Below are 25,585 nucleotides of genomic sequence, written 5' to 3'. Positions count from 1 at the left end.
TGACAGAGAATTCCTCGCCCGTCGTCCCCCTCATCTGAGCGCTGAGTGGTCTGTCTTCCACCGCGAGGGGGGGGAAGACTTTGGAAGGACTTGATCACTTCACGACGGGGAGTTGCGAGAAGAACTCATTCCCCTTGTCGTCGACGAGGATGAAGGCGGGGAAGTCGACGACGTCGATCTGGTAGACGGCTTCCATGCCCAGCTCGGGGTACTCCAGCAACTCGACCTTCTTGATGCTGTCGTGCGCCAGGAGGGCGGCGGGGCCGCCGATGGAGCCCAGGTAGAATCCGCCGTGTTTCTTGCAGGCGTCGGTGACGGCCTGCGAGCGGTTCCCCTTGGCGATCATGATCATCGACCCGCCCTGGGATTGGAACTGGTCGACGTAGCTGTCCATCCGGCCGGCGGTCGTCGGGCCGAACGAGCCGGAGGGCATTCCCTCGGGCGTCTTGGCCGGTCCGGCGTAGTAGACGGGGTGGGCCTTCAGGTAGTCGGGCATCCCCTCGCCCCGGTCGAGCCGCTCCTTGATCTTGGCGTGGGCGATGTCGCGGGCGACGATCATCCGGCCGTTGAGCTTGAGCGGCGTTGAGACGGGATACTGCGTCAACTCGGCCAGCACTTCCTGCATCGGCCTATTCAGATCGACCTTCACGCCGTGCTCGGCGCTCATGCCGGAACGATACTGGGCCGGGATGTACTGGGCGGGGTCGCGTTCCAGGACTTCGAGCCAAACGCCGTCGCGGTCGATTCGGCCCTTGATGTTGCGATCGGCCGAGCAAGACACCCCCAGGCCGACGGGACATGAAGCGCCGTGGCGAGGGAGTCGGACGACACGGGCGTCGAGCGCGAAGTACTTCCCACCGAACTGGGCGCCGATGCCGCTCTGGCGGGCGATCTCCAGGACCTTCGCCTCCCATTCGAGGTCGCGGAACGCCTGGCCGAGTTTGTTCCCCTCGGTCGGCAGGTGGTCGTAATACTTGGCGCTCGCCAGCTTGACGGTCTTCATCGTGGCCTCCGCCGAGGTCCCGCCGATGACGACGGCGATGTGGTAGGGCGGGCAGGCGGCCGTGCCCAGCGAGCGGAGCTTCTCCTTGAGGAACTTCTCCAGGCTCGACGGGTTCAGGAGGGCCTTCGTCTCCTGGTAGAGGTACGACTTGTTGGCCGAACCTCCCCCCTTGGCGACGAACAGGAAGTCATACGTCGACCCATTGGTGGCGAGGATGTCGATCTGCGCTGGGAGGTTCGTCCCCGAGTTGTGCTCGTCGAACATCGTCGTCGGGATCGTCTGGGAGTAGCGGAGGTTCTCTTTCTGGTAGGTCGTGTAGATACCCTTGGAGAGAGCCTCTTCGTCCTTGCCGTTCCCCGTCCAGACGCGCTGGCCCTTCTTGGCGACGACGGTGGCCGTGCCGGTGTCCTGGCACATGGGGAGTTGGAAGCCGGCGGCGACGGCGGCGTTCTTCAGAAGGGCGATGGCGACGCCCTTGTCGTTGGCGGACGCCTCGGGGTCGTCGAGGATCGCGGCGACCTGCTTCAGGTGGGCGGGCCGGTACAGGAACGAGACGTCGCGGAGGGCCTCTCGGGCCAGGAGCGTGAGAGCCTCGGGCTGAATCTTGAGGATCTCCTCGCCCTCGAAGGTTGCGGTCGAGACGAGGTCCTTCCCCAGGTTTCGGTATTCGGTCGTGTCGGGGCCGAGCGGGAAGGGGGATTGGTAGGCGAATTCAGGCATCGTTCGGTTCCTCCAGCGGTTCCCGGCGTGGCATCGCGCGAGACGCGGGACGGCCCGCGCCCGGCGGCCGGGACGCTGATGAACCTTCATTTTAGCGTGAACGACGCCCGAGGGTCAGGGCTTGAGTTCGAGCGTCGACCAGAGGCTGGGATTCTCGCCGATCGGGAAGTCCCGGCCGACGCCCAGGAACTGGTCCTCGCGTTCGGCGTCGGAGACCTGGTAGGCGAAGCCCAGACGGCGGTTGGTCTCGGGATCGAAGCCGTGGAGGGCCTTGGCGGGAAGGAACAACTCGAACCGCCAGCCCTTCTTGAGCAACTCAGCGCGATGGAGGAGCAGGGAGGGGGCGGCAATGGGGGCGTCGGCCAGGGCTCGGGCGATGGGGCGCTGCTCGACATCGGTCTTGAGAGTCTTCCGGTCTCGGCCAAGCGTCAGCCGAGCCTGGAAGCGGTGGCAGTAGCGTGTGGCTCGGGCGACGTTCCGGGTGTCTCGGGTGTCGATCCAGAAAGCAAGGTTCGCGAAGCCCTCGGGACGATCTGGCGTCTTGGCGTTCAGGCCGAGCCCATCCGCCTGGACCGAAATCCCTACACCCGCCGCGTTCCAGCCGACCCGCACGTGCGCCCAGGCGTCGCGGCCGTCGAGCGCGGCGAGATCGGGGATCGTGCAGGTCCCGGGCAGATCCAGCAACGACTTCGGGTCGTCCTGCGGGATCCCCTCGACCTTGGGTGCTGAGGCCGCGACTCGGAACCAGAATGCCTGTGGCAGCAGCGTGGAGGACATGGCGGGCTCCATCCTCGGGGGCGTTGTCTCGGTCAGATTCAATCGAGGGTCTGATCAACGTGAGGCTTGCGTCCCGCGCCCATCGAGGAGAGCGAGGAGAAGATGAGGTACACTCCCAGGCCGATCAGCAGGAAAGGCAGGCTCAGACGGAGCATGGCCCATAGTCCCAGCAGGATCATGAACACGCCGAACCGGCCCGTGTTGCGCCGCTCAGGGTAATAGTACGCCTGAATGAGGGCTGTCGCGCCGGCCAGAAAGAGGATTCCCGGCCAGAATCGCTTCGAGGCGTAGAGCACTCCGAGGCCGACCAGCCAGACGGCGACGAGGAGGCGCGAGGGGCTTTCCGAGGTTGCGGGAGTCAAGGATCGGACCTCGCTGAATCCCTTCTCGGCCGGCTCAGTCAAGCGAGACGTCCACCACGGGCTTGCGGTAGGGACTTCGGTGACGCAGGGAGTCGACGATCATCCACGCGCCGAGGAGTAGGAGGATCTCGACCACGCCCAGCCGAAACGAGAGAAACAGCCCCAGGACGATCAGCAAAACTCCAGCGCGTCGCGAACGTTCTCTCCCGGTGATGAAGAGGGACTCTGACAGCTTGATCGAGCCGACGACCAGCAAGATCTCCGGCCAGACGTGCCGACTGGCCAGCAGCAGACCGATTCCAATCAGCCACATGCCGGCAATCAGCTTCCGCGAGCGGTCGAGTTCATGATATCGCAAGGCGATCTCCCTTCCTGCGCTCGGCTGCCTCCGTGGACGGCGGAGCGCCTGGATGGTCTTCGCTCGTGAGGGAGATTTATTTCGCGTCGATCTTCGCCAGCAGATTGACCATCTCGATCGCCGCAAGAGCCGCCTCGCCCCCCTTGTTGCCGGCTTTCAAGCCCGAGCGGTTCAGCGCCTGCTCGACGGATTCGGTCGTCAGGACGCCGAAGACGACGGGGACGCCCGTCGAGAGGGACGCCTGGAGGACGCCACCGGCGGCCTGGCCGGCGACGTGGTCGTAATGACCAGTCTCGCCCCGGATCACGCAGCCAAGGCAGACGACGGCCGCGTGCTTGCCAGCCTCGGCGAGCTTCCGGGCTACCAGCGGAACCTCGAACGAGCCGGGGACCCAGTAAACGTCCAGGCGATCTTCGGCGACGCCGTGGCGGATGAAGGAGTCGCGGCAGCCCGCCAGCAGGGCCTCGGTCACCATCGAGTTGAACCGGGCGACGACAATCGCAAAGCGGCCGGCAGGAGGGGAGAAGTCGCCTTCGTAGGTCGGCATGGGCGTTCAGGGGTTGAGGACAGGGAAAGGAAAAGGAAAAGGTCCGGTCGAGCCCGATGGCGGGCTCGACCGGACCCGGTTGAGCGAGAACGAGTCCGGCCGATCGCCGCCGGGCTCAGGACAGGTTCATGCTGTTGAGGAACTCGGCGTTGCTCTTCAGCTTCTTCATGCGGCCGATCAGGAACTCCATCGCCTCGACGGGGTTCATGTCGTTCAGGACGCGGCGGAGGATCCAGGCGCGACGGAGTTCGTCGGCGTCCATGAGGAGTTCCTCGCGCCGGGTGCCGGACTTGTTGATGTCGATGGCCGGCCAGACCCGCTTGTCGACCAGGCGGCGGTCGAGGTGCAGCTCCATGTTGCCGGTCCCTTTGAACTCCTCGAAGATCACGTCGTCCATCCGGCTGCCGGTGTCGACCAGCGCGGTGGCGAGGATCGTCAGGCTGCCGGCTTCCTCGATCTTCCGAGCGGCTCCGAAGAACCGCTTCGGCTTCTGAAGGGCCGAGGCGTCGATGCCGCCGGTGAGGATCTTGCCCGAGTGCGGGGCTTCCGTGTTATAAGCGCGGGCGAGCCGCGTGATCGAGTCGAGCAGGATCACGACGTCCTTGCCGAACTCAACCATCCGCTTGGCCTTTTCGATGACCATCTCCGCGACCTGGATGTGTCGCGAGGCGGGCTCGTCGAAGGTCGAGCTGATGACTTCGGCCGTCGGTCCCTTGACCGACCGCTCCATGTCCGTCACCTCTTCCGGCCGCTCGTCGATGAGGAGGACCATGACGTAGGCTTCGGGATGGTTGGTCAGGATGCTGTTGGCGATCTTCTGGAGCAGGATCGTCTTGCCCGTCCGCGGCGGGGCCACGATCACCCCGCGCTGGCCGAAGCCGATCGGCGTGACCAGGTCGACCACCCGCATGTTGATCTCTTCATTGCTCGTCTCGAGCTTGATCCGACCTTGCGGGTGCAGCGGCGTGAGGTCGTCGAAGCCGACTTTCTCGCTGAGCTTGTCCGGGTCCTCGAAGTTGATCGCCTCGACTCGGAGCAGCGCGAAGTAGCGCTCGTTCTCCTTGGGCGGTCGGATCTGGCCCGAGACGATGGCGCCCGTCTTGAGGCCGAACCGGCGTATCTGGCTGGGAGAAACGTAGATGTCGTCGGGGCAGGGGAGGTAGTTGTAGTCCGGGCTGCGGAGAAAGCCGAAGCCGTCGGGGAGGACTTCCAGAGTCCCCTCGCCGTACATCAGGCCGTTCTGCTTGACCCGTTCCTTGAGGATCTTGAAGATCAGATCCTGCTTCTTCAGCCCCATGAAGTCGGCGATGCCTTCCGACTTCGCCGTCTTGATGAGTTGGGGCATCGTCATCTTCTGAAGCTCGGTGAGATGGATCTCGCCGCGCTTGATGTCTTCATACCGGTCGTGGATCGCCACGTCGCCGAAGACGTCCTCGTCCTCAACGTCGGGGAACTCCTCGGCGTTGGGCTCGGCGGCCGGCGGGGGCGGCGGGGTCCGATCGACTCTCGACGGCGCAGAGTAGTCGCGGTCGCGTGAGTTGAACGAGGGCTCGCGATCCGGCCGTTCGCGTTCCGGCCTTTCGCGGTCGCGATCTCGATCGCGGAAGCTCGGGATAGGCTCGGCGTCGCGGGCTTCGCGGACGCGTTCGCGGATGCTCGCGGAGGCGTCGCGGTCCCGATCACGATCTCGGCCGACCGGGATGCCCTCATGCGCGACGGGGGCCGCGGCGGCCTCGCGCTCGGCGCGGTCGCGAGCGATGCGGTCGCGGAGCGTCATGCCGGGCTCACGCTCGGAGCGTTCGGCCGCGGGCGTCTCAGAGCGATCGCGCGGGCGGTTGATCCGGATCGGCTCACGGTCGGCCGGGCCCTCCTCGCGATAGGGCTCACGCGAAGGCCGTTCGCGGAAGGACGACTCCGTGGTCGGGGGGACGGAACCGGCGCTCTCGTCCTGGGCGGGCGGGTTGCTCGACGCGGCGGGCTTGCGGATGCGAGAGCCGCCGGAGGGCTCCCGGCGGGGGCGGGTCTCGTTGGCCATGATGAACCGTTCTCCTGTACTGACTAGACGCGTGAAGCAGCCGAGCCGCGGATGCGGGAAATGGCGTGGGGCGGGGAGCGTCGACGTCGGGGGGCGTGTCCGAGGAGCATGACTGGAAATGAGCCTCTAGGAAGCGAGGTACGGTGGGTCGTTCGACGCGGTCCGTGGTTTATTGGGGAGGGACCGTCTCGACCTGGTCGATCCAGGCGATGAGCCGATCCACGCTCAATGTCAGTTTCGCCAGATCGTCGTCATTGACGAGGACGCGGTCGGCGCGGGCTTTCTTACGTTCGACGGGCCACTGGGCGGCCTCGCGGGCGTCCAACTCCTCGGCCGACCAACCCCGCGAGCGACGGACGCGATCCAGCCGGACTTCCTTCGGCGCGTCGACGAAGACGACGAGGTCGCAGGCATGGTCCCAGCCCGATTCCAGCAGGATCGCAGCGTCCAGGACGATCATCGGCCCCTCGCCGCAACGCTCGGACTCAGCGACGATTCGCTGGAATTCCTCGAACATCGGCGGATGGACGACGGCCTCCAGATCTCGTCGACCTGCTGGGTCGGCGAAGACGATCCGGCCCAATGCACGACGATCGACGGTCTGGTCGGCGGTCAGGATTCCCGAACCGAAGCGATCCGCCAACCTTTGGGCGATCTCGGGGCGTCGCAGCACCTCGTGACCCACGGCGTCGGCGTCGATCACGACCGCCCCCCGCTCCCGCAGCAGGGCCGCCGCGGCGCTCTTGCCGCCGCCGACCGCCCCCGTGAGGCCGATCACGGGGAGCGAGCCGTGCTTCCATCGCGTCGTTGGCGCGAAGGGTTCGCCGATGGTCGAGGGCGACTCGGGCATGGGGGAATTTGAACTCACGACGGGGAACATCAGGAGGCGACGTGGGCGCGGCATTCGGCGTCGACGCGTCGCGTGGGGTGCGAAAGGCGATCCTCTGTCAAACGGCGCTCGCGCTATCAGGCGCGATCGGCGTCACATGGAGCGTTCCGCCTCTTCCGGCGGTACGTCTGGGGCGTACGCTTCCGGCTGAGCGGGCGGGCGAAAAGAAGATCTCTGGCCGTCATCTCGATCCTGGGCGAATCACGTAGGTGCGGGCCGCGGGAGGGAGATGATGGGGTGATGGGAAAGCACCGAAAACGGCTGCTGGCCATACACGATTGATCCACTAACTTATACGCTCTCGACAGACCCGCTGCAATGGAGAAACGTCCATTTCCCTCATGCGCTGCGTTTAGTCGTCGAGCGGCTCCACGTCCAGCCAGTTCGGCCCGACGGCGAGGTCGACCTTGAGGGGCACCGCCAATTTCAACGCCCCCGTCATCGCTTCTCGGACCAGTACGGTCAGCACGGGGATCTCGTCGGCCGGAGCCTCGAAAACGAGCTCGTCGTGGATCTGGAGAATCATCCGCGAGCTCAGGCCAGCCTCGCGTAGACGGCCGTCGACGAGGATCATCGCCCGTTTGATGAGGTCGGCGGCCGAGCCCTGAATCACCGTGTTGACGGCTAATCGCTCTGCGAGGTTTCGGTTTCGGCCGGTCGTCGACTTGATCCCCGAGATCGGACGCCGTCGGCCGAGGATCGTTTCCACTCGACCGTCCGCCTGTGCGGATTCGAGTGTTTTTGTGATGAACCGGTCGACGCCCTGATACTCCTGGAAATAGGCCTCGATGAAAGCGGCGGCCTCCGTCTGCTTGATCCCAAGCCGCGACGCCAGGCCGAACGGGCTGAGGCCGTAGATGACGCCGAAGTTGACCGTTTTGGCGACGCGACGCATCCCCTCGTCGACCTGTTCCTCGGGGACGCCGTAGATCCTGGCGGCGACCGCCCGGTGGATGTCGTGGTCGGCGTCGAAGGCTCGCTTCAGGGCTGGGTCTTCGGAGTAATGGGCCAGTACGCGCAGCTCGATCTGCGAGTAGTCGGCCGTCAGCAGCCGCCAGTCGGGACTCTCGGCGATGAACGCCTGGCGGATCTGCCGTCCTTCCTCGGTCCGGACGGGGATGTTCTGCAGGTTTGGGTCGCTCGAGCTGAGCCGGCCCGTCGCCGCGACGCCCTGGTTGAATGATGCGTGGATCCGACCGTCCTCGGGATGGACGAGCTCCGGGAGCGCGTCGAGGTAGGTCCCCTTCAACTTGGTGAGCTGGCGATGCCGAACGAGGAGCGCCGGGAGCGGATGCTTCGACGCCAACTCCTCCAGGACTTCGGTGGCGGTGCTCAACTCGCCGCCGGGCGTTTTCTGCAGCTTCGGGAGCTTCAGTTCCTCGAAAAGGATCTGACGAAGCTGGGGGACCGAGTTGATGTTGAAGGGCCGGCCGGCGAGGCGGTGAATCTCCTCCTCCATCTCGGCGAGTCGCGAGGCGAATTCCGTCGACAACTGCCGGAGCTGTGCGACGTCGACCTTCACGCCGATCTCCTCCATCCTGGCGAGGATCGAGATCAACGGCCTTTCCAGGTCGGCGTAAAGGTCCCACAGCCCTTCTTCATGGACGCGGGGGGCGAGGATCTCGAAGATCCTCCAGGTGGCGTCGGCGTCCTCGGCCGCATACTCGGTGATCCGAGGCACGTCCACCTGGTCCATCCGCAACTGGTTCCGTCCCTTGCCGATGAGATCCGTGATCGGGATCATCTCGTGCCCGAGGAGGCGGTCGGCGAGCTGGTCCAGGCTGTGGTTGCGTTCGCCGCTCTCCAACAGGTAGCTGAGGATCATCGTGTCGGTGATCGGCCCCTCGACGGCCACCCCGGCGCGGCCGAAGGCGAGCATGTCGTACTTCACGTTCTGGCCGACCTTCTCGATCTTCGGATCCGCGAGGATCGGGCGCAGCCCATCCAGGACGAGTTCTGGATCCAGAATCTTGAAGCCGATCGGCGCGCGGAGCGGGATGTAATAGGCCTCGCCCGCCTTCCAGGAAGCCGAGATCCCGACGAGGCTTGAGAGCAGGGGATTCACCGAGGTCGTCTCGGTGTCGATGCTGAACCGATCCTGTTTCCGAATTTCTTCGAGGAAAGTCTGGAACGCTTCGGGGGTGTCGATCGTCGAATAGTGGGCTACCCATTCCGGTCGCGGGGTCGGTGGCGCGTCGGGTTCGGCGGATTCACCCAGTTCGGCGACGAACCGGTGGAACCCGCAGTCGACGCAGATCGCCTTCAGGGCCGCCACGTTCGGAGGGGAGACCCTCAGAGCCTCCCAGTCCAATTCCAGCGGCAAATTCTCTTCCAGGGCGACCAGTCGACGGGCGCGGCGGGCGGTCTCGGCGTGTTCGCGCAGGGCCTGCTGCTTCTTGGGGCCCTTCACCTGGTCGGGATTGGCCAGCAGTGTCTCCAGGTCGCCGAACTGCTTGAGGTAGCCCGATGCCAGAACGGGGCCGACGCCTGGGACGCCTGGGACGTTGTCTACGGAGTCGCCGGTGAGGGCCAGGTAGTCGACGACCTGATCGGGCCGGATTCCCCAGTCCTTCTCCAGAGCCTTGGCGTCCATCACCGCGTTCTTCCGAAGGTTGAGGATCTTGATGTGATCGGTAATGAGCTGGCGGGCGTCCTTGTCGGAGGTGCAGACGAAGACGTCCAGTCCGCGCTCCTCGCCGCGCCTCGCCAGGGTGGCGATCACGTCGTCCGCCTCCATGCCAGGGACGGTCAGCACCGGGACGTTGAACCCTTCGACGATGCTCTTGATGACGGGGATCTGGGGGACGAGATCCTGAGGCATCTCCGACCGGTTCGCCTTGTATTCGGCGAAAATCTCGGAGCGGAAGACGGGTCCTCCGCCGTCGAATGCGGCGGCGAGGTAGGCGGGCTTTCTGTCTCGGAAGAGGTTGAGAAGGTCGCGGAACACGCCGAAGGCGGCGTTGGTGGGCTGGCCGCTCGGACTGGTCATCTCCGGGATCGCGTGGAAGACCTGGAAAATCAGCGAGTAGGCGTCCAGAATATAGAACTTGGGACGGTCGGACATCGTATCCTTTCGAAGGATGCTAGGGCGCGTTCCGGGCGCCCGGCTCGCCTCGTCGTGGTCTCATCGGCCCGATTAGGGGGCTGGTCTCGCCAATTCTCCCGGAAATTCCGTTCCGACTAGATCGCCCGCGCAGGATTTCCCGGCGCGGATTTCGTTTTTCCCCTCCCCGTGTGACATAGTATCTCCAAATCGGCCGACTGCACGCGCCGTCGCCATAGAGCCGCTCCGAGGGAGTTTAGATTCATGGCCGCCTCATCCAACGAATCGCAGGGTCTCAAGATCGCAGTCGCGGTCTTCGTGACGCTCACGGTGATCCTGGCCGTGACGTCCTATTTCCTCTACTCGTCGTACGCCCGCTCCGAGGGGCTGCTCCAATCGGAGACCGACAAGGCCTCCAAGTCCCGGCGCGAGGCCGACGAGGCTCTTAATCAGTTCGACGAGTTCCGTAAGTCCATCGGCACCCGCGCCACGGAATTCGACACGGCCAAGACCGAAATCGCGACCCACCTCAAGGACGTGGAGAAGCGGCTGGAGGACGTCACTAAGGCGGTGAACGACTCGGTCGCCCGGGCCCAGGCTGCGGGAGCGCAGGGGCCGGAGCTGGAAGACGCCAAGCAGAAGCTCCAGCTCGCCAAGGAATCGTTCCGCAAGGAGCCGAACAAGAATTACATCTCCTCCCTGAACCGGCTCCTTGAGGTGATGGAGAATCTCTCGATCGTCGACAGCGAGCTGGCTGCCAACGAGGCCGCTCTGCGCAACAATCTGGAGTCGTCCACCAGCGTGGCCAAGAGCCAGATTGACGTCCAGACCAAGGCCGCGCAGGACTCAAAGTCGGATCTCGAGGCCGAGCACAACAAGCACGAGCAGGAGCGGCAAGTCCTTCTGACGAAGGTCGACCAGCTCACCACGGATCTGGACCAGGCTCGCACGGATATCGCCAACCTCTCGACCCAGCTTCGTCAAACGAAGGAAGAGGACGAGCGGAAGGTCGATCAGCTCACCGCCATGGTTCGCGAGCAGCGCGATCAGATCGAGAAGAACGTCAACGTGCTCGACCGTCCCGACGGCCACATCACGTTCGTCGACTTCGCCACGAACGAGGTCCATGTCGACGTTACTCGCCGGCAGGGCGCCCGGCCGCAGATGAGCATGACGATCTTTGACGCCAACGCCCCGGGCATTCCCACCGAGAAGCCGAAGGGGAACATCGTGCTGACGCAGGTCGGCGACCGTTTCAGCATCGGCCGGATCACGAAGACCAACAGCCCCATCGAGCCGATGCGGATCGGCGACATCGTCTACTCGGCCACCTGGGACGCCAACGCCCCGATGAAGTTCGCCTTGATCGGTCAGATCGACGTGAACCGCGACGGGGTGGACGATCGCGACGACCTCAAGCGGCTGATCGAGGCCGCTGGCGGCAAGATCGAATACGACCTGCCGCCGCCGAACCACGGCAAGGAAACCGGCAAGCTCTCCGCCGACGTCGCCTGGTACGTTGTCGACGACCCGAAGGAACGGCCGCCGCTTCGTGACTCCTACCAGGGGAACCAGTCCGACAACACCATCGCCGCTCAGGCTCAGTTCGACAAGCGGTTCGGCGAAATGGTGAAGGAAGCCCGCAGCCTGGGCATCCGTCCCATCAGCCTCGGCCGGCTGCTCGCTTACCTCGGCTACGACATGAACGTTCCCGTGGTCGGGCGTGCCGAAGGCGTCAACTCCCGAGCCCTGAATCAGTTGACCCAGCCCAGGCAGAAGCACGAGGCCGCTCCCAAGGCGGAAGAAGGCACCACGCCCTGAACCGTCCCGGACTAGGCGTGATTGCCGGGTGAAATCCGAAAAGACCCCTGCGGACGAGAGTCTGCGGGGGTCTTTTCATTTTCTCACAGCGGGATAGGACGCGCGGCCTGCGATCTGGTTCGACGTGAGAAAGGCAGGAACCCCGCGAGGAAGCGTGTTCGACACCGACGGATGTCCGCGCTGGATTTCCCGAGTTGCCTGGAGGAGGCGACAGCTAGGGCGTTGAATCGTCCTCCTCTTCCTCTCCGCCTCCGAGCAGCCTGCCGAGATCGGCCAGGTCTTGTGCATCCATGGCCATCAGTCGCTCGGAGAGTCGGTCGAGTGCTCCGAGCAACCGCCGGAGCGTCTGTACGCGTTCGTTCATGGCCTCCTGGCCGACCGAGCGTTCCGACGCCTGAGCGAGGTCGTCGAGCACCTGACGCGTGGGATCCACTTCCCGGCGTTTGCGTTCGCTCATGATCCGTCGGAAGAGCGTCCAGACGTCGGACTCCGCCCGGTATAGCTCCCGGCGCTCGCCGGGACGATGGACTTTCTTGACCACGCCCCAGCCAATCAACTCGCGGAGATTCATGCTGACGTTGCCGCGCGACACGTCAAGGCGGAGCCGAAGATCCTCGGCGTTCCAGTCTTCGCCGGTGATGTAGAGCAAGGCGAACAACTCCCCCATCGTGGAGTTGATCCCCCATGATCTTGCCATCACACCCCAGTGCTCGACGAAGCGCCGAATCAGGACATCGGAGGTTTGGCCGGCCGACGGCTGATCCGGGTTCGGCGAATCCATCTCGTCTCCCTTGCGGCCGCGCAGGCTGCGAAGCTTTGAAGAATGCCACGATAAGCCATGATCGCGGATTGTGAAAGAAAACTCCGGCCGGTCGTCGATGGGACAGGAAATCGGTTTCCGCCGAAGCTGGATTCTTGCATAATGCGTGAATTCAGCCGCGCGGGGGTGATTCAGTCGACGGGTCGCATCAGGCCGGACGGTCGTACGTACGACCGCCGGCTAATCGCAAACCATATCTCCGAAACCACCTTGCATCCAGCGGTTGAAGCCCCACAATAGGGAGTCGATGAAACGTCCTCTGCGGGCGGAATTCTAGGTGGTTCGCGCAAACGAGCGTGTACAATTTCCATGCATCCCTCGATCGCCCCGGCGTCCCCGGGACGGCGGGTGACAGGCTGGCGCTCGATCACACCGCGCACTCCAGCATCCCCTTTCCCATTCGAGGAGCCGATCCTATGCCAGAGACTGTCGTGCATTTCCAGATTCGGATGCCACCCGTGCTCCACGAGCAACTCGCCAGTTGGGCCAAGGAAGACAAGGCCTCACTGAATGCTTTGATCGTCGGCATCCTTGAGAAAGCGATCGAGCAGCACCATAAGACCCAGACCTCCTGAGTCTGGGCCGCCGCGACGGACGTCGCAGGCAGTCATGCTCAGGAGTTCATGAGATTTCTCAGGATTTCTCGCAACTGCCCTTGAGTCGAGCCGCTCCAGGCGGTATCCTCCAGGGCGTAATTCCCCGATAGCTCAATCGGTAGAGCGAGCGGCTGTTAACCGCTAGGTTCAAGGTTCGAGTCCTTGTCGGGGAGCCTGTTCAAGAAGCGGGGCGTCTCTCACTGAGAGACGCCCCGCTTTTTTTTGACCCCACGGTCGTTCGTGGTAGCGACGTCGTGTGTCATTCCTTTCCGCCGAGCGGGGTGGCCAGGTCATCGACCGGATTCGTCGCACGATTGAGGAAGGCTAGGGCGACGCCACGATCGCCGAGTTGCTCGATCGCTAGAAGGATTTCGGCCCTGCCGTCGGTTGTTGTTCAACCGCGCGATCGTCGGCACGTTCCGACGCACTCATGGCATCGTGGCTGACCTGGAGAGGGTGCAGCTCTGCGAGCGGGTCCCTGATCGTCAACCTAATCGGGCTCGAGATTGAGTAGGACGATCTCTACGGAAGCTGTTCGTTCCCGAGGACGGAGCCGTCGCTACTCCAAAGGGAGCCTGCTGCCGACGACCGATTAAGGGACAGGCCGGCAGCGTTCTCATCCCAGATCGCCGGATCGCATCCTTCGATTATATGCACAAGCATGTTTATAACATCGGCGCTCGACAGAGGTTACGATTGAGATCAGCCGGGCCGAATGCCACGTTATCGAGGAACTGGTTCTGAATGATGAATGTCTGGAAAGGCGATGCTCTGGACCGAAGATATCGCCTGGCGGTCACGATCGCAGCCGCGATGCTGTTGGGAGATCAACTCCTGGTGCAGCCATACCTCGTGCGACTGACGACAGATGCGCCATTGATCAACACATCTGGTCGGCAGCGAATGCTCAGTCAGCAGCTCACCAAGTCATTCCTTATTCTGGATCGCCGGACGGATACAACACATGAGTCTGCCCTCAATGAGACGAGGAACGTCCTGAAGCTCTGGGGGGACGCGCAGAACGCTCTCTCCGACGACGAGGCGTTGGAACGCTCGGGTGACGATGTGAAGGCCGCAATGAAGACGCTCAGACCACATTTCGAGGCGGTCTACGACGCGGCCCGAGATCTGATCGCGACACTCGAGTCCGAGCCAGTCGATGTGGACCGTCGTCGGGCCGACCTAACAGTCATCCTTGATCACGAACCGGAATATCTCCGCCTGATGGACGCCTTGGTGGGCCTCTACGAATCCGAGGCGAGAGGACGCATCGAGACGGTCCGGTTCGTCGGCTGGGTGCTGGCTGGGCTAACGCTGGCGATTCTCGTTGCGATCGGCCGCTTCGTCCTCAGGCCGGCCGTTGACGTGATCCGCCGTCAGATTGTTGACCTTCAGGTCGCCCGAGACGAGTTGGAAGACCGTGTGCTCGAACGGACGCGTGAGCTGGAAGACGCTGGGAAGCGACATCAGGTGTTGTTGGAACGGTTCGCCCACGTGGGTAGAACGAACGCCATCGGCGAGATGGCGTCGTCGCTGGCCCATGAGCTGAACCAACCCCTGGGCGCGATCGCCAACTACGCGGAGGGGTGTCTCATCGCGCTCGACGCCCCGCAGCCCGATCTCGAGGAGGTCCGCGACGCCCTCCAGCGGCTCCGCAACTCCACGATGCGCGCCGGCCGGATCATCGAGCAGGTGCGCGATTTCGTGGCCAAGCGTCCTCGCCCGCACGAGACCGTCGACGCCGGCCGGGTCATCGCGGACGCGTTGGAGATCCTCGGGACCGAGATCGGACGGCAGGGCGTAGCCGTCCGGGTGGATCTGGCACCCGACTTGCCAAGGGTATGGGGAGACCCGGTCCAGCTCCAGCAGGTCCTGGTCAACCTGATTCAGAACTCCTTGCAAGCCTTCCTCCGGTCGCATACCTCGAATCCGACGTTGGTTGTGGCGACGCGACGCTGCGGTCGCGACCAGGTTGAGTTGGCGGTAAGCGATAACGGACCCGGGATCGGACCAGACCAGCTTGAGCGCGTTTTTGACGCCTACTTCAGCACCCGTGCCGACGGAATGGGCATGGGCCTGGCGATTTGTCGCACCATCGCGGCGGTTCACCAGGGAAGGCTGACGGTCGAGTCCGAACCTGGGCAGCGAACGACTTTCCGTTTCCAGGCGCCGGTCGACCACTCCGAGCATGAGCGAACCGACGGTCTACATCGTGGATGACGATCCCGACATGCGGGACTCGCTGCGCTGGCTGCTCAAGACGGTTGGTCTGCCTACGATCTCTTACGCCTCGGCGGAGGAGTTCGTCCGCGAATACCGCGAAGGCGGCCCGGCCTGCCTGGTGCTGGACGTGCGGATGCCCGGTGCGAGCGGCCTCGACCTGTTCGAGGAGTTGTGCGCCTACGGGTCGAGCCTGCCGGTCCTGTTCATCACGGCGCACGCCGACGTCCCGATGGCGGTCCGGGCGATGAAGTCGGGGGCGGTGGAGTTTCTCGAGAAGCCCTTCAACGGCCAGATCCTGCTGGACAAGATCCAGCACGCCCTCCGCGAATCGTCCGCAAGGCTGGAACGTCGGGCCGCTTACGAGGGCCTCCGCGCCCAGTTCGACGAGCTGACCGACAAGGAGCGTGAGGTCCTGAAGCTCATCCAATCAGGTTTGGCGAACAAGGAGATCGCGACCCGGTTGGATATCACGTCGCGGGCCGTCGAGATGCGCCGGGCCGGCCTGATGCGGAAGCTCGGCGTGGAATCGCTCCCCGAGCTGCTGCGTCTCGCCCTCGCCTTCGAGGGTCCCTCCGAGCCTGTGGATTTGGTCGCCCGCGATCGCCCGCAAGTCGCGCAGCCACGCTTAAACAACTGACATTTCCCTCACTCTGACCGGTGCGTCACCCTTCGGTTTTGCGAAGGTCGTGGGTGCAGCCCTTCGTCTTTCCGCAAAAGAACGCCCGGATCTGGGCCGTGGCATTCTCGCTGCTTTGGAGGGGCCGTCGTCGACGACGGTTCGGCCCTCTCCTCTCCATCCGGCCGTCGTCGGCTCCCTTGCCCAGCACGACTTCCCGTAAGAGGTACATCGAGCGATGGACTTCGACGACGAAGGTACGTCCGTAGCGATCGCCCCTCCAGGCGAAGTCGCCCGCCCGTCGGCCTTCAAGGCCGCCGACGGGTTGCTCGTCTCGCTCATCAAAGAGCAGAGGGACCTGACCGCCGTCGAGCGATTCTCTCAGTTCCATCGCGAGGCGACGGCGCCGCTGCGGGAGTGGTATTACACGGCCCTGTTGCCGGCCTCGGCGCCCGGGCCGGGCGAGCAGCTCGCCTTCGAGGTGGATCTCTCGCGGTGCTCGGGCTGCAAGGCGTGCGTGGCGGCCTGCCACGCCCTCAACGGGCTCGACGACCACGAGACCTGGCGAGACGTCGGGCTGCTCGTCGGCGGTTCGACGGCCCTTCCGGTGATTCAGCATGTGACCACGGCCTGTCATCACTGCGTGGAACCGGCCTGCCGGAACGCATGCCCCGTCGAGGCCTATGAGAAGGACCCGATCACCGGGATCGTCCGGCATCTGGACGACCAGTGCATCGGCTGCCAGTATTGCACCCTCGCCTGCCCGTACGACGTCCCCAAGTACCAGCCCGACCTGGGCATCGTCCGCAAGTGCGACATGTGCGCCGATCGGCTAAGGGCCGGCGAGGCCCCGGCGTGCGTCCAGGCCTGCCCGCACGAGGCGATCCGGATCCGGGTGGTGAGTTGCGACGACGCTCGCAGTCGGGCCGAGTCGGGCGAATTCCTGCCTGACGCCTTCGACCCCTCGTACACGACGCCGACCACGGTCTTCCTGTCGGCGGCCGCCGGCGACCTTCGCGCGGCCGACGACGGGCTGCCTCGGGCTGAGCACGCCCACCCGCCGCTGACGGTGATGCTGGTGCTGACGCAACTGGCCGCCGGCGGCTTCCTCCTCGATCTGCTCGCCCGGTCCGCCGGTTCACCGAACGGCGTCTGCGGGGCGGCGTTCCTGCCGGTCTGCCTGGGCCTGGGCTTCGTCGGCCTGGGAGCGAGCCTGGCCCACCTGGGCCGGCCGCAGTACGCCTACCGGGCGATCCTGGGCCTTCGGCACTCCTGGCTCAGCCGCGAGGTCGTCGCGCTCGGGACGTTCGCCAAGGCGGCCGGTGCGTACGTCGCGGCGGAGATGCTGTTTGCGGACCGGCTGGCCTCACCGGTCTGGCTGCGGCCCGCCCTGCTGGCGACCGTCGCCGTGCTGGGCGCAGCGGGCGTCGGCTGCTCGGTGATGGTTTACCACGCGGTCAGACGTCGTCACTGGCACGCCTCGATCGCGGGATGGAAGTTCGCCGGCACTGCCGCAACGCTCAGCCTGGCGACGGCCGTGGCCTGCCTGGGCGTTTCAGCGAAAGTCCAACCTACCGGACCAATCGCGGGTCGACTGGCGATCGTGGCCGCAGCGCTGGCGGCGGTCGTCGCGGCGAAGCTGGCCTTCGAGGCCCGAGACCTCCGCGGCGATCGAGACGACGGCCCGCTCGGCCAGGCGGCCTGGCTGCTCCGCGGGCCTTTGCGACGGTTCGTCAAAGTCCGCGTGGCGCTCGGCGTCGCCGGCGGGCTGCTCCTGCCGATCGCGAGCCTCGCCGCGGCGTACGGCGGCCTGCCGATTCTCGCCGCGCTTGCCGGCGTGTTGAGCCTGGCGACGGCGACGGCCGGCGAGATGGTCGAGCGGCACCTCTTCTTCACGGCGGCGCCCAAGCCGAGGATGCCGGGAGGGCTGCCGTCATGACGATCCCCTCCTCGGCCCAGGCGACCCTCCGACGGCTGATGGAACTCGTCCATGCGAAGGACGGACGCCTCACCCGTGAACTGCATCGCGAGCCCGGCGGCTTCGGGCTCGGTCAGGTCCCGGCCTCGCGAGTCCCCGACGCGACGACGGGCCTGGTCTGCGGCTTCTGTTCCACGGGCTGCAACCTGACCGTTCACCTCCGCGACGGCGAGGCGGTCAACCTCAGCCCGACGGCCGACTACCCCGTCAACCGCGGCATGGCTTGCCCCAAGGGCTGGGAGGCGCTCGCCGTCCTGGGCGCCCCCGACCGGGCCGTCGCCCCGCTGCTCCGCGACGTCGACGGCCGTCGCCGCGAGGTCGGCTGGGACGAGGCCATGAGGACGATGGCCGCACGCTTCCACGAGATCCAGGCGGAGCACGGCCCCGAGTCGGTCGCCTTCCTGAGCACCGGCCAGATCGCCACCGAGGAGATGGCCCTGCTGGGCGCGGTGGCCAAGTTCGGCATGGGAATGATCCACGGCGACGGCAACACCCGCCAGTGCATGGCCTCCGCGGTCACGGCCTACAAGCAGTCGTTCGGGTTCGACGCCCCGCCTTACACATACGCGGACCTGGAAGAATCCGACTGCATCGTCCTAATCGGGGCGAACCCGTGCATCGCACATCCCGTCCTCTGGCAGCGGGCCACGCGCAACCCGCACTCGCCCGAGATCATCGTGATCGACCCCAGGCGGACCGAGACGGCGATGGCGGCCACGCTGCATCTCCCGGCCCGCCCCAAGTCCGACCTGACGCTCCTCTACGGCATCGCGCAACTGCTGATCGAGGCGGGGGCCGTCGACCGCCGCTTCGTCGAGGCTCACACGACGGGGTTCGATGAGTTCAAGGCCTTCGTGCGGGCCTTCGACGTCGAGCGGGTGGCCCGCGAAACCGGGCTGCCCGCCGACGACGTCCGCGCCGCCGCCGATCGGATCGCCCGGTCGAAACGGGTTTCGCTCTGGTGGACGATGGGGGTCAACCAGAGCCATCAGGGGGTCAAGACGGCGCAGGCGGCGATCAACATCGCCCTGATGACGGGGAGCATCGGCCGGCCGGGGACCGGGGCGAACTCGATCACCGGCCAGTGCAACGCGATGGGCTCGCGGCTGTTCTCCAACACGACGGGGCTCCTGGGCGGACGCGACTTCGCCGACCCCGACCATCGGTCCGAGGTCGCGTCCATCCTCGGGCTCCCCGTCGAGCGGATCCCGTCCCGCCCGAGCTGGTCCTACGACCAGATCATCCGAGGAGTCCGCGACGGCGCGATCCGCGGCCTCTGGGTCGTGGCGACGAACCCGGCGCATTCCTGGATCGATCAGGAAGACCTCCGTCACACCCTGGGCAAGCTCGACTTCCTCGTCGTGCAGGACATGTATCATTCGACCGAGACGGCCGAGCTGGCCGACCTCCTGCTGCCGGCCGCGGCCTGGGGCGAGAAGGAGGGGACGTTCATCAACTCCGAGCGCCGGGTCGGCCTGCTCAAGAAGGTGCGGCGGGCCCCGGGCATGGCCCTGGCGGACTTCTCGATCTTCCGGCTCGCCGCCGAGTATTACGGCTGCGGCGACCTCTTCGCGGAGTGGACGTCGCCGGAGGCCGCCTTCCAGATCCTCAAGCGCCTCTCGGCGGGTCGCCCGTGCGACATCAGCGGGATCGCCGATTTCCGGGCGATCGACGAGGCCGGCGGCGTGCAGTGGCCCTATCCCGCGGACGCCCCGAACACGGCCCCGGAGCGTCGGCTCTTCGAGGACGGCCGCTTCTGCCACGCCGACGGCCGGGCTCGCTTCGTGTTCACGGAGCCTCGCCCGCTCCCCGAGCCGACGGACGAGGAGTTCCCCTACCAGCTCCTCACCGGTCGCGGCAGCGCGGCCCAGTGGCACACCCAGACTCGCACCTCGAAATCGGACGTCCTCCGGAAGCTCTACCCGCGCGATCCGTACGTCGAGATCCACCCCGACGACGCGAAGGCCCTCGGCGCAGCTTCCGGCGACTGGACCGTCGTCGAGTCGCGCCGAGGTTCGGCGACGGTTCGGGCCTTCGTCACTCCGACGATCGCCCGCGGCGACCTCTTCATGCCGATGCACGACGGCTCGACCAACCTGCTGACGCTGGCCACTTTCGATCCGGAGTCGCGCCAGCCCGCCTACAAGGCCTGCGCGGTCCGAGCCCGCCTCGCCCGCGGCGACGAGGTTCGCCTGAACATCAACGAGTCGATGAGTCATTGACCCCTGGTACGAGGAGGGCCCGAAGATGAACCGGAAGCGCGACCCGAGGCGGACCGTGGTGGTCGTCGGCAACGGCATGGTGGGGCACCGCTTCTGCGAGCGCCTGGTGGCGCTGGACCTGGAGCGCCGCTACCGGATCGTGACGTTCGGCGAGGAGCCCCGGCCGGCGTACGATCGCGTGAACCTTTCGAAGTTCTTCGACAAGCGCGACGCCGAGCCCCTGCAGATTGCGACCCGGGCCTGGTACGACGACAACGGCGTGGAGCTGCACGTTGGCGACCGGGTGGCGACGATCGACCGCGAGCGTCGGATGGTGGTCTCGACGTCGGGTCGTGAAGTGGAGTACGACGCCGTCGTGCTGGCGACCGGTTCCGCACCGTTCGTGCCGGCGGCGCCGGGTGTAGACAAGAAAGGGATCTTCGTCTACCGGACGATCGAGGATCTGGAGGCGATCCTCGCCTACGCCCCGCACGCGGCGGCGGCCGCGGTGATCGGCGGCGGCCTGCTCGGGCTGGAGGCCGCGAAGGCCGTTCGCGAGTTGGGCCTGCAGACCCACGTCGTCGAGTTCGCCCCGCGATTGATGCCCCGGCAGCTCGACGACGAGGGGGCGAGGACGCTGCTGGCCAAGATCGAGGCGATGGACGTCCGGGTCCACCTCGGCAAGAGCACGCGCGAGTTCCTGGGCAACGGCAAGGTGGAAGGGCTGGCCTTCGCCGACGGCGACGCGCTGGAGGTCGGCATGGTGGTCGTGTCGGCCGGCATCCGCCCGCGCGACGAGCTGGCCCGCGCCTGCGGGCTGGAGGTCGGTCCCCGAGGCGGGGTCGTCGTCGACGACGCGATGCGGACGTCCGACCCGGAGATCCTGGCGGTCGGCGAGGTGGCGTCGCACCGAGGGATGGTCTACGGGCTCGTCGCCCCCGGCTATGAGATGGCCGAGGTCGCGGCCGGGAATCTCACCGGCGCGGCGAAGGCGTTCGCGGGCTTCGATATGTCCACGAAGTTGAAGCTCATGGGCGTCGACGTCGCCAGCTTCGGCGACCCGTTCGCCGACGCCGAGGCGGGCGCGGCGCGGGCCTTGACCTTCGAGGACCCGTTCCGGGGCGTCTACAAGAAGCTGGTCTTCAACGCCGAGGGCTCGCGGCTGCTCGGCGGCGTGCTCGTCGGCGACGCCTCGGACTACGGCACGCTGCTCTCGGTGTTCAAGAGCGACAAGCCGCTCTCCTTCGCGCCGGGCGAACTCCTCTCCACGGGCAAGGGTTCGGCCCTCGGCGGGTTGGTCGACGCCCAGGTCTGTTCCTGCAACAACGTGACCGAGAGCCAGGTCTGCGAGGCGATCCGCGCCGGCAAGCTGACGACGCTCGACCAGGTGAAAAGCTGCACCCAGGCGGGCACCGGCTGCGGCGGCTGCCTGCCGCGCGTGACAGGGCTGCTCAAGGCCGAGCTGAAGGCGGCCGGCGCGCGGGTGGACGACCACCTCTGCGAGCACTTCCCTCACAGCCGGCGCGAGCTTTACGAGATCGCCCGGGTGCGCAACGTCCGCACGTTCGACGACCTCATCGCCATGTGCGGCCGCGGCCGAGGCTGCGAGACCTGCAAGCCGGCGGCGGCCTCGATCCTGGCGAGCCTCTGGAACGAGCACGTCCTCAACCCGGCGCACGCCACGCTCCAGGACACCAACGATCGCTTCCTCGGCAACATCCAGCGAGGGGGGACCTACTCGGTCGTCCCGCGCGTCCCCGGCGGCGAGATCACGCCGGACCAGCTCATCGTGCTGGGCCGGGTCGCCAAGAAGTACGACCTCTACACCAAGATCACCGGCGGCCAGCGGGTCGACCTCTTCGGGGCGCCGGTCCACCTGCTTCCGGACATCTGGGCGGAGTTGATCGAGGCCGGTTTCGAGAGCGGCCACGCCTACGGCAAGTCGCTGCGGACGGTGAAGAGCTGCGTCGGGTCGAGCTGGTGCCGGTTCGGCGTCCAGGACTCGGTGGGCTTCGCGATCCGGGTGGAGCTGCGCTATCGCGGGCTGCGAGCGCCGCACAAGCTGAAGGGGGCCGTCTCGGGCTGCGTCCGCGAGTGCGCGGAGGCCCAGGGGAAGGACTTCGGCCTGATCGCCACCGAGAAGGGCTACAACCTGTACGTCTGCGGCAACGGCGGCGCCCGCCCTCGGCACGCGGACCTCCTCGCCGCCGACCTCGACGAGGACACGGCGATCCGCTACCTCGACCGCTTCCTGATGTACTACGTCCGGACGGCCGACAAGCTGACCCGAACGTCGACCTGGCTGGAGGCCATGGACGGGGGAATCGAGTACCTCCGCGAAGTCATCGTGGACGACCGGCTCGGCCTGGCGGAAGAGCTGGAACGGCAGATGCAGGCTCACGTCGATTCCTACCAGTGCGAATGGAAGGCGGTCGTCGACGATCCCGAGAAGCGCCGGTTCTTCCAGCAGTTCGCCAACACCGACGACGTCGAGCCGGGGATCGAGTTCGTCGCCGAACGCGGCCAGAAGCGGCCCGTCGACTGGCCCTCCGATTTCGTCGCGGTCGAGACGCTCGAAGGCCCGCCGAGCCGGAAGCGGCCGACGCCTTCCCGGAACTGGGTGCGCGTGGGCGCCGTCGCCGATTTCCCGGTCGACGGCGGCCGGGCGATCAAGCACGGCGCGGCTGAGATCGCCGTCTATCGCTACGGCCAGGACGGCGGCTGGTACGCCAGCCAGAACACCTGCCCCCACAAGCGAGAAGCCGTCCTGGCCCGCGGCATCCTGGGCGAGCAGAAGGGCGTCCCCAAGGTCGCTTGCCCGCTGCACAAGAAGACCTTCTCGCTCGAATCCGGCGCGTGCCTCAGCGGTGACGCGATGAAGATCGCCGTCTTCCCGGTCCGCGTCGAGGGGGACGACGTCTTCGTCGAGCTTCCCCCCGAGAACGAGACGGCCAAGCTCGCCCGAGTTCCCAAAGCCTGCGTCTCCTGCGTGTGATCCTTTCCGACCCTTCCTTCGACGCCAGCCCTGGAGATTCGATGAACCTCCGCGACTTTCGCCGAGCCGGCCACGCGCCGACGCTGCTCGCCGCGTTCCTATACTTCGACATGAGTTTCATGGTCTGGCTCCTCCCCGGCGCCCTGGCCAACTCGATCAGCTCGGAGTTCGGCCTGACCGACTTCCAAAAAGGGCTGATGGTGGCCGTCCCACTGCTGGGCGGGGCGGTCCTCCGCCTGGTCCTGGGACTTCTCGCCGACCGGATCGGCGCCCGCCGCGCGGGGCTCCTGGGGATGGCGATCACGAGCGTCCCCCTGACGCTCGGCTGGCTCTGGGCCGACTCCTTCTCGGCGATGATCCTGGTCGGCCTGCTGCTGGGGGCGGCCGGGGCCAGCTTCGCCGCGGCGCTGCCGTTGGCGAGCCGTTGGTATCCTCCGCAGTATCAAGGCCTCGCGATGGGGATCGCCGGCGCAGGGAACAGCGGCACGGCGCTGGCCACGTTCTTCGGGCCTCGGATCGCCGCCGCCTGGGGATGGCACGCGGTGTTCGGCCTGGCCCTAATCCCGCTGCTGTTGGTCATGGGCTTCTTCTGGCTGGTCGCCAGGGATGCGCCCAATCAGCCGGCGCCGCGGCCGCTCTCGGCGTATGCGGACGTGCTCCGCATCGGCGACGCCTGGTGGTTCTGCCTGCTCTACGCGATCACGTTCGGCGGCTTCGTGGGCTTGGCGAGCTTCCTCAACGTCTTCTTCGTGAGCCAGTACGACGTCTCGAAGGTCGACGCCGGGAGTTTCGCCACGCTCTGCGTGATCGCCGGATCGGCCCTGAGGCCGTTCGGAGGCCATCTGGCCGACCGCTTCGGCGGCGTCTCCGTGCTCTCCGGGTTGTATCTCGCCGCGGGGGCGGCCCTGCTCGGCCTGGCGACGTCTCCCCCCTCGCTATTCGTCGGCACGGCCTTGCTGTTCGCGACCATGGCGGCGCTGGGGATGGGGAACGGTGCGGTCTTTCAACTCGTCCCGCTGCGGTTCCCCCGAGAGATCGGCGTCGTGACGGGCCTCGTCGGGGCGGCGGGGGGCTTCGGCGGGTTCCTGCTGCCGACCGCGCTGGGCTCGCTGAAGCAATTGACCGGCGGATTCGGCCCCGGCTTCGTCGCCTTCGGCCTGCTCGGCGGCCTGGGAGGCGCGGTCGCCCTGAGCTTCGCGAGCCGGGGATGGCGCGATATGCTCTTGGAGACGGGCGATCGCATCGAGCCCGATGCGCCGGCGGTCCGTCCCGAGGTCCAGGGCGTCGCCTGACGCGCCAGGGCCGACTGTCACGAGATTCCCGCAACCTCCAGCTCGGACGAACGATGAGCGAGTCAACCACCCCGTTCGACGGCCTTCGCGTGGCGATCTTCGAGGCCCGCATGGCCGGCCCGCTCGCCGACCTGGTGGTCCGCCACGGCGGCGAGCCGGTCCCCGCCCCCTCGATGCGCGAGGTCCCCCTGGAGGAGTCGCCGGACGCCCTGGCGTTCGTCGAGGGTTTGGCCGACGGCCGGTTCGACCTGACGATCTTCGAGACCGGCGTCGGCGTCCGCTACCTCGTCGGGCTGCTCGGCGATCGGATGTCGAAGGACGACTGGGTCGCAGCCCTCAGGAGGACGAAGGTCGTGGCCCGCGGCCCCAAGCCTGCGACCGCCCTCCGCGAGTTGGGCACCACGATCGACGTCATGGTCCCCTCGCCCAACACCTGGCGTGAGACCCTAGCGGCCCTGGACGAGCTCGCCCCGGTCGCCGGCCTGCGGGTGGCGGTTCAGGAGTACGGCAAGCCCGCCCCCGAGCTGCTCGGCGGCCTGGCCGACCGTGGGGCCGACGTGACCCGCGTCCCGGTCTATCGCTGGGCGCTGCCCGTCGACCTGGAACCGCTCCGCTCTGCCCTGGCCCGGATCGTCGCCGGCGAGATCGGCGCCGTTCTGTTCACGGCGGCCCAGCAGGTCGAGCACGTCCTCGAGGTGGCGAAGGCCGAGGGGATCGAGGCCGACCTCCGCGAGTCGCTGGCCGCACGGGTCGTCGTCGGCTCCGTCGGCCCGACGACCTCCGAGGCCCTCCACGCAAACGACCTCCCCGTCGACATCGAGCCCGAGCACCCCAAATCGGGCCACCTGGTTGCCGCCGTGGCTGCGGGCTGGCGTGCCATCGGCAAATCCGCAATCACCATTCGCTGAAGTGTTCGATGGTTGATGAGGATTGCGCCAGGGGAAGGCTGCTCGCAACACGGGGGGCCACCTCCCCTCGAGCCTTGGCAGAAGATCGCTGGATAAGACGAGGCGAGCCTAACCCTGCGTGGAATCGCCTCCAGTTAACAGGTGTGCGGCTCGCCAGGATGCGGAACGGGAGTAATCGCGCCGATCGCTGACCGGCCAAATAAGCCCGTGTAAGGCCAGACCTGGAGCGGCAGATCGATGAACTGGAGCACCACGGCGTCGTGACCTGCCACGTCGTCTGGGTGAGGTATAAGAACGGCCAGGCCTGGGAGGGCAGGCCTACGTCTCGGGCATCCCCGCCGGGCGGATGCACCTGTTCGCCGACGACCTCCGGCTCAAGGGCGAACGGCAGTTGACGCTCT

18 protein-coding genes and 1 tRNA gene are annotated in these 25,585 nt (G+C 66.4%); 10 read left to right on the top strand and 9 right to left on the bottom strand.

Annotated elements, in window-relative coordinates:
* Window positions 1–94: 94 nt before the first annotated feature.
* The 8 genes from G5C50_RS31045 to polA form a co-directional block, all read right to left on the bottom strand.
* The gene (locus G5C50_RS31045; RefSeq protein WP_165075716.1) at window positions 95–1,723 is read right to left on the bottom strand and encodes a fumarate hydratase; all 1,629 of its coding nucleotides are present in this window, start codon (window positions 1,721–1,723) and stop codon (window positions 95–97) included.
* A gap of 114 nt (window positions 1,724–1,837) precedes the next feature.
* On the bottom strand, window positions 1,838–2,500 hold the full coding sequence (locus G5C50_RS31040) for a DOMON domain-containing protein (protein WP_165075714.1): 663 nt from the start codon (window positions 2,498–2,500) through the stop codon (window positions 1,838–1,840).
* Window positions 2,501–2,538: 38 nt separating this feature from the next.
* Window positions 2,539–2,862, bottom strand: a complete 324-nt coding sequence (locus G5C50_RS31035; RefSeq protein WP_165075711.1) for a hypothetical protein — start codon at window positions 2,860–2,862, stop codon at window positions 2,539–2,541.
* A gap of 34 nt (window positions 2,863–2,896) precedes the next feature.
* A complete protein-coding gene (locus G5C50_RS31030) occupies window positions 2,897–3,220 on the bottom strand; it encodes a hypothetical protein (RefSeq protein ID WP_165075710.1) in 324 nt (107 codons plus the stop codon).
* A 76-nt stretch (window positions 3,221–3,296) separates the two neighbouring features.
* On the bottom strand, window positions 3,297–3,767 hold the full coding sequence (ribH, locus tag G5C50_RS31025; RefSeq protein WP_165075708.1) for a 6,7-dimethyl-8-ribityllumazine synthase: 471 nt from the start codon (window positions 3,765–3,767) through the stop codon (window positions 3,297–3,299).
* 115 nt (window positions 3,768–3,882) lie between these two features.
* Entirely contained in the window at window positions 3,883–5,802 is a 1,920-nt protein-coding gene (rho, locus tag G5C50_RS31020) for a transcription termination factor Rho (RefSeq protein ID WP_165075705.1), read from the bottom strand.
* Window positions 5,803–5,971: 169 nt separating this feature from the next.
* The gene (coaE, locus tag G5C50_RS31015) at window positions 5,972–6,652 is read right to left on the bottom strand and encodes a dephospho-CoA kinase (protein WP_165075703.1); all 681 of its coding nucleotides are present in this window, start codon (window positions 6,650–6,652) and stop codon (window positions 5,972–5,974) included.
* Between the two features lie 391 nt (window positions 6,653–7,043).
* Complete coding sequence (gene polA, locus G5C50_RS31010) at window positions 7,044–9,755, bottom strand: DNA polymerase I (RefSeq protein ID WP_165075701.1); 2,712 nt, start codon at window positions 9,753–9,755, stop codon at window positions 7,044–7,046.
* Window positions 9,756–9,998: 243 nt separating this feature from the next.
* Here polA and G5C50_RS31005 point away from each other — a divergent pair, with 243 nt between their 5' ends.
* Entirely contained in the window at window positions 9,999–11,555 is a 1,557-nt protein-coding gene (locus tag G5C50_RS31005; RefSeq protein ID WP_165075698.1) for a hypothetical protein, read from the top strand.
* Between the two features lie 214 nt (window positions 11,556–11,769).
* On the opposite strand, the gene G5C50_RS31000 is transcribed toward G5C50_RS31005, so the two are convergent.
* Window positions 11,770–12,252 (bottom strand): GbsR/MarR family transcriptional regulator, encoded by a 483-nt coding sequence (locus G5C50_RS31000; RefSeq protein ID WP_206107934.1) that lies wholly within the window; start codon window positions 12,250–12,252, stop codon window positions 11,770–11,772.
* 539 nt (window positions 12,253–12,791) lie between these two features.
* Between G5C50_RS31000 and G5C50_RS30995 the strand changes: the two genes are divergently transcribed.
* The 9 genes from G5C50_RS30995 to G5C50_RS30955 all read left to right on the top strand — a co-directional run bounded on the left by G5C50_RS30995 (window position 12,792) and on the right by G5C50_RS30955 (window position 25,184).
* Entirely contained in the window at window positions 12,792–12,950 is a 159-nt protein-coding gene (locus tag G5C50_RS30995; protein ID WP_165075693.1) for a toxin-antitoxin system HicB family antitoxin, read from the top strand.
* Window positions 12,951–13,071: 121 nt separating this feature from the next.
* Window positions 13,072–13,144, top strand: a tRNA-Asn gene (locus G5C50_RS30990).
* A 574-nt stretch (window positions 13,145–13,718) separates the two neighbouring features.
* Window positions 13,719–15,191, top strand: a complete 1,473-nt coding sequence (locus G5C50_RS30985) for an ATP-binding protein (protein ID WP_206107933.1) — start codon at window positions 13,719–13,721, stop codon at window positions 15,189–15,191.
* Window positions 15,160–15,831 carry a response regulator transcription factor gene (locus tag G5C50_RS30980; protein WP_165075689.1) on the top strand — a complete coding sequence of 224 codons (672 nt, stop codon included), beginning with the start codon at window positions 15,160–15,162 and terminating at the stop codon, window positions 15,829–15,831. The genes G5C50_RS30985 and G5C50_RS30980 overlap by 32 nt, the downstream gene beginning before the upstream one ends.
* Window positions 15,832–16,048: 217 nt before the next feature.
* Window positions 16,049–17,749, top strand: coding sequence for a DmsC/YnfH family molybdoenzyme membrane anchor subunit (locus G5C50_RS30975; protein ID WP_165075686.1), 1,701 nt, complete (start codon window positions 16,049–16,051; stop codon window positions 17,747–17,749).
* A complete protein-coding gene (locus G5C50_RS30970) occupies window positions 17,746–20,010 on the top strand; it encodes a molybdopterin oxidoreductase family protein (RefSeq protein WP_165075684.1) in 2,265 nt (754 codons plus the stop codon). The genes G5C50_RS30975 and G5C50_RS30970 overlap by 4 nt, the downstream gene beginning before the upstream one ends.
* 25 nt (window positions 20,011–20,035) lie before the next feature.
* Window positions 20,036–22,984 (top strand): nitrite reductase large subunit NirB, encoded by a 2,949-nt coding sequence (gene nirB / locus G5C50_RS30965; protein WP_165075682.1) that lies wholly within the window; start codon window positions 20,036–20,038, stop codon window positions 22,982–22,984.
* Between the two features lie 41 nt (window positions 22,985–23,025).
* A complete protein-coding gene (locus G5C50_RS30960; protein ID WP_165075679.1) occupies window positions 23,026–24,276 on the top strand; it encodes an MFS transporter in 1,251 nt (416 codons plus the stop codon).
* Between the two features lie 53 nt (window positions 24,277–24,329).
* Window positions 24,330–25,184, top strand: a complete 855-nt coding sequence (locus tag G5C50_RS30955; protein ID WP_165075676.1) for a uroporphyrinogen-III synthase — start codon at window positions 24,330–24,332, stop codon at window positions 25,182–25,184.
* The last annotated feature ends 401 nt before the right edge of the window (window positions 25,185–25,585 follow it).

Origin of the sequence: Paludisphaera rhizosphaerae, assembly GCF_011065895.1 — a bacterium.
Taxonomy (GTDB): Bacteria; Planctomycetota; Planctomycetia; order Isosphaerales; family Isosphaeraceae; genus Paludisphaera; species Paludisphaera rhizosphaerae.
This window is presented reverse-complemented; position numbering and strand designations above follow the sequence as displayed.